The organism is Actinokineospora sp., assembly GCF_050699995.1.
Classification (GTDB): Bacteria; Actinomycetota; Actinomycetes; order Mycobacteriales; family Pseudonocardiaceae; genus Actinokineospora.
The window spans coordinates 1-4983 of the sequence record NZ_JBOHGC010000631.1 but is presented as its reverse complement, the minus strand read 5'-3'; the positions used below and the strand labels follow the sequence as shown (position 1 = coordinate 4983).

General features: G+C 70.7%; 1 protein-coding gene. It reads left to right on the top strand.

Going from position 1 to position 4983, the window contains the following annotated elements; all coding sequences use genetic code 11:
* The coding region (locus ACRDSQ_RS30430; RefSeq protein ID WP_431425852.1) for a PKD domain-containing protein at positions 1–4983 on the top strand (4983 nt) is incomplete at both ends.

The window sequence follows — 4983 nt, the reverse complement described above, 5'->3', positions numbered from 1 at the left end:
GCCTCGTTCGTCACCACGCTCCAGTTCCAGCGGGCGGCCCTGGCCCAGGCGCTGGCGGCCGGGGCGATCCAGGTGGCGCTCGGAGACCTCGCCGGCACGATGGGCGGGGTGGACAGCATCCTGAGCGGGCTCGCCCGGCACGGCGCCGACGTATTGCTGGATCCGAACAGCCACGTATCGGTGCCCAACGAGCCCGCCCGCTTCGCGCTCGTTGTCCGCAACATCGGGACCCAGACGACCACGTACGACCTGAGCGTCCAGGGGCTGCCGGCGAGCGTCACCTCGCAGCTGAGCCAGTCGTCGGTGACGCTCGCGCCCGGCCAGTCGAGCTCCCAGCTGGCGGGGGGCAACCTCATCGTGACGTTGACGCAGACCTCCACCACGGCGATCGTGCCCGTGGACTTCAGCGTGCGTGTCACGCCCCAGCCCGCGCCCGACGTGGCGCGGACCGTGACCGGCTCGCTGACGGTCCGCGCGGAGCTGGTGGCCGTCACCGCGGTCACCGCGACCCCGCCCTTCACGGCGGCGGGAGGCCTCGTGGACGTGATCGTCCGGGTGCTGAACGTGGTGAACCAGCCGCGCGACGTCAGCCTCAGCCTGGTGGTCAGAGATCCCGCCGGCCAGCCCGTGCTGACCTTGAACCGGCCCCTGTCGCTGACCTTGCTGTCGTCGCTGGCCACGGTGACCTTCGCCGGCATCGACACGACCGGCTTCGCGCCGGGCTCGTACACCATCGAGGTGAGCGTCAAGAACGCGGCCGGCGAGCCGCTCCCGGGTGCGACCGGTCAGGGCACCTTGTTGGTCGGCTCACCGGTGACGGCGAGTCTTTCGGTGGATCCGACCCTGACGCCGCCCGGCGCGCCCGTCGTCACGGCGACGCTCAGGATCGACGCCCAGAACACCTTCGCGTCGCCCTTCACGGTCGTGGGTCAGCTGCCGGGAGTGGGCCACAGCGTGGCGGTCAAGGACGACATCGCCTACCTGTGCGGCGCCAACGGCATCGGGATCGTCGACGTCTCGGATGCCACGAATCCCACGCTCCTCTCGAGCTTCGGCTCGGATCGCGTGTCCGGAAGCGCGTTCACCGTGTGCAAGGTCGACGGAGACCGGCTGATCGTGCGGACCTTCCCGCCGCCGGGGTATCCCTTCACCTTGATGGTCTACTCGATCGCGACACCAACGGCGCCCGTGTTCCAGGGCTCGACGTCCGTCGACTTCCCGGTGCTGAACGACCTGTTCGTCGTCGGCTCGACCGTTTTCTCGACGCAGGCCGAGTTCTGCTTCTTCTTCGGCAGCAACGACATCTTCAAGCAGTTCGGCGACCTGATCGCCGTCGATATCAGCGACCCGACCCAGCCGGTGCTCGCCGACGTCCTCTTCGACATGACCCCGCTCACCAACTTCTTCGGCTGCGTCGGCCGGGGCGGCAACTCCAATACCTGGCAGATCGCCCAGGCGGATGCCCAGACCCTGTACGTGGGAAGCTCGACGGCGACGGAGAGCGACACGACCGGAATCGGCCGGATCCTGGTCGTCGATATCAGCACCCCGACCAATCTCTCCCTGGTGCGCGAGCTGCAGGTCCCGGGGACCACGCACGTCGTCGGCATCGCGATCGACGGCACCCGGGCCGTCGCCGTGGGATCGAGCGGCGGCTGGAACGACCGCGGGACCGATCTGGGCCTCACCGGCAAGCTGATCGTCGTCACGCTCGACGTCAGTGACCCCCGCAATCCGCAGATCGTGACCACCCGCACCCTCGATCGGGCGTCGCGGGGCATGCACTTCGTGCAGGCCGCGGGCGGCGGGCGCTTCGTGACGTCCAGCCTGGGCGCCGAGGGCGACACGCCCCGCGTTCTCGTGATCGACGCCTCCGATCCCGCCAATCCGTTCGCGTCGCAGGGTGACGCGCCCGGGGATATCCCGATATTCAACGTGCGCAACGGTCTGGCCTACGGCGCCTCGGCGAGTGGGCTGTTCATCTTCCAGCTCGCCGACGCCCCCGGCATCCCCATCACGGCCCAGGTGCAGATCCCCAAAGCGACCGGCGTGAGCCTCGTGGCGAACTCGTTCAACGTGGCGCCCGACGAGATCGTGACCGGCCCGCAGTTCGACACTCTCATCTGGAACCGGGGGCTCGCTGCCGGCTCGACGAGCTTCACGTTCACGTGGCGGGAGCAGGTCGCGAACCTCCAGCCGGGCGACGCGCGCGACGTCACCCTCGACGCGACCGTGGACTTCGCGGTGGGATCGACGCCCGGTCACATCCCGCTGCCCCCGGCGACGGTCAGCGCGGCCCAGATCCTGGCCCTCGCTCCGCCGACCCGGACCGCGAATCCGAACGCGCCGGCCACCTACACCATCACCGTCACGAACCCGTCGGGCTCGTCAGTGAACTACGCGCTCGGCGCGCACGGCGTGCCGCCGGACTGGGTGAGTTTCGACAGCACGTCGGCGCTCGTCGCCCCGCACGGATCCGTGGAGCGCACGTTGACCTTGCGGTCCGACGCCCAGGCCGTACTCGGCAGCTACGGGTTCGCCGTCAGCGCCCAGGCGTCCGGGGTCGAGGGCTCGGTGCTGGGCACCCTCGTCCTCGACGGCGAGCCGGTCACCGCCGACGGCGTGGCCCGGGGCGTCGTCGTCGGTCTCGATCCCTCGCAGGCGACGGCCGGGCAGGGGACGCCAGCGCTCTTCACCCTCAGGGTGACGAACGTGGGGAGCGTCAGCGACACGTATGCCATCACGGTGGCCGCGCCGCCAGGATTCACGACCACGGCCACTCTGACGTCCGTGGAGGTTCCGGTCGGGATCGGCAACTTCCGGGACATCCAGCTCGCCGTCGTGCCCCCGCCCGGCACACCGGTGGGGAACGCCGGCATCTCGGCGCGTGCGACGTCCACGGCGGACGCGACGATCTCCGCCGAGGCGCCGGGCACGGTGAGCATCGTTGCCGTCGGTGTGGCGGTCTCCCTCAGCCCGCCCGCGGGCGCGCCCGGCTCGACATTCCAGATGACGGTGAGGAACACCGGCGCCGTGATGGAGACATTCGATCTCAGCCTCGTCGGGCCCGCCGGGGTGGCCTCGACGCTCGGCGCGCCCAGCGTGACCCTGGCGCCCGGAGCCTCGCAGGTCGTCTCCGTGAATGTCGGCCCGATCGGCTTCGCGACGCCGGGCGCCCTGAACCTGACGGGACTGGCGACGGCGCGCAGCAACACCGCGGTGAAGGGGAGCGCGACCGCGCGGGTCACCATCGGCGAGACGGCTGGCATCACGGCTGGATTCGATCCCGCGCTCGTCACCCTGGCGGCGCCTGGCGGTGCCGTGTTCCTCCTGCAGGTGCACAGCACGGGCAACCGGGAGGATAGCTACCAGGCGAGCATCGTCGCCACCTCCGGCCCCATCTCGGCGAGCCTGAGCGATCTCGACGGTCTCCCGGTGCAGAACGTGCCGCTCTTCCGCATCCCCGGGCTCGCGACAGCCGCCCTCTTCCTCGACGCCACCTTGGAGAGCGGCGGGCAAGGGACCGTCACGGTTCGTGTGCAGTCGCTGACCGACCAGAGCGTGGTGGCCGAAGCCATGGCGACCCTGCGAAGCCAGGGGACCAACACGCCGCCGACGGCCGACGCCGGGGCCGACCAGCAGGTGGCGTTCGGCACCATGGTAGTGCTCGACGGCACGGCCAGCCACGACCCGGACGGCGCACCAGAACCACTGACCTTCGCGTGGACGTTCGTCTCGACGCCGCCCGGCAGCGGGCTGGACGATGCCCAGATCGCGGGCGCGGCGACCGCGCAGCCCTCGTTCGAGCCCGATGTCCGCGGCGACTACCTGCTGCGGCTGACGGTCAGCGACGGGGAGGCGTCGGCGAGCGACGAGGTGCTGGTGAAGGTCGTGAGCAACGCTCCCGTGGCCATCGCGGGACGCGACCGCAACGTGGCCACGGGGACACCGGCCACGCTCGACGGCAGCGACTCCTTCGATCCCGACGGCGACCTGCTCACGTACGAGTGGTCGTTCCAGAGCGTGCCCGCGGGCAGCGGGCTGACGAGCGAGACCATCACCGGGCGCACGCGGCCGGATCCGTCGTTCATCCCCGACGTGGCCGGAGCCTACGTGCTGAAGCTCGTGGTGCGAGATCAGGAGGCGACGAGCGAGCCGAGCCTGATGACCGTGCGCGCGTGGGCGGCCAACGTCCCGCCGAACGCGCATGCGGGCCCTGACCGGCACGTTGTCCTCAACGCGTCGGCGGCGCTCGACGGCCGGGCTACCGAGGATCCGGATGGCGGCCCCGCGCCGCTGACCTTCGCGTGGACCGTCGTGGCGGCCCCGGCGGGGAGCCAGATCACCAACGGTAGCCTGAGCGGAGCGAATCAGGCTCAGGCCGGCTTCGTGCCGGACGTGGCCGGCGACTATCGGATTGCGCTGCGCGTCGGCGACGGCGAGGCCTTCTCCGAGGATGAGGTCCTCATCACTGCGCAGGCGGAGAATGTGGCACCCAACGCCGACGCCGGCCCGAATGTCGATGCCGTCGTGGGCGTCGCGCTGACCCTGAACGGGTGGGCCAGCAGGGATCCGGACGGCGGGCCAGCGCCACTGACGTACCGCTGGCGGTTCGTGTCGCTGCCCGCGGGCAGCGCCCTGGGCAACGCCCAGATCGCCGATGCCGAGAAGGCGCTGGCCCAGTTCACGCCGGACGTCGCCGGCCCGTACGTGCTCGAGCTGACGGTGTTCGACGGAGCGGCGGGCGACTTTGACAACGTGCTGGTCGTGGCGCGCGCGCCGGGCGTGCCCACGTGCCTCGGTCGCCCCGCGACGATCTTCGTGAGGGACGGCATCATCGTTGGCGGCCCCGACGCGGGCCGGCGGTTCAACGGCATTCTGCGGGGGACACCGGGCCCCGACGTCATCGTCGGTACTCCTGGTGACGATCGGATCGATGCGGGCGCTGGCGATGACGCGATTTGCGGTCTGGGAGGCAATGAC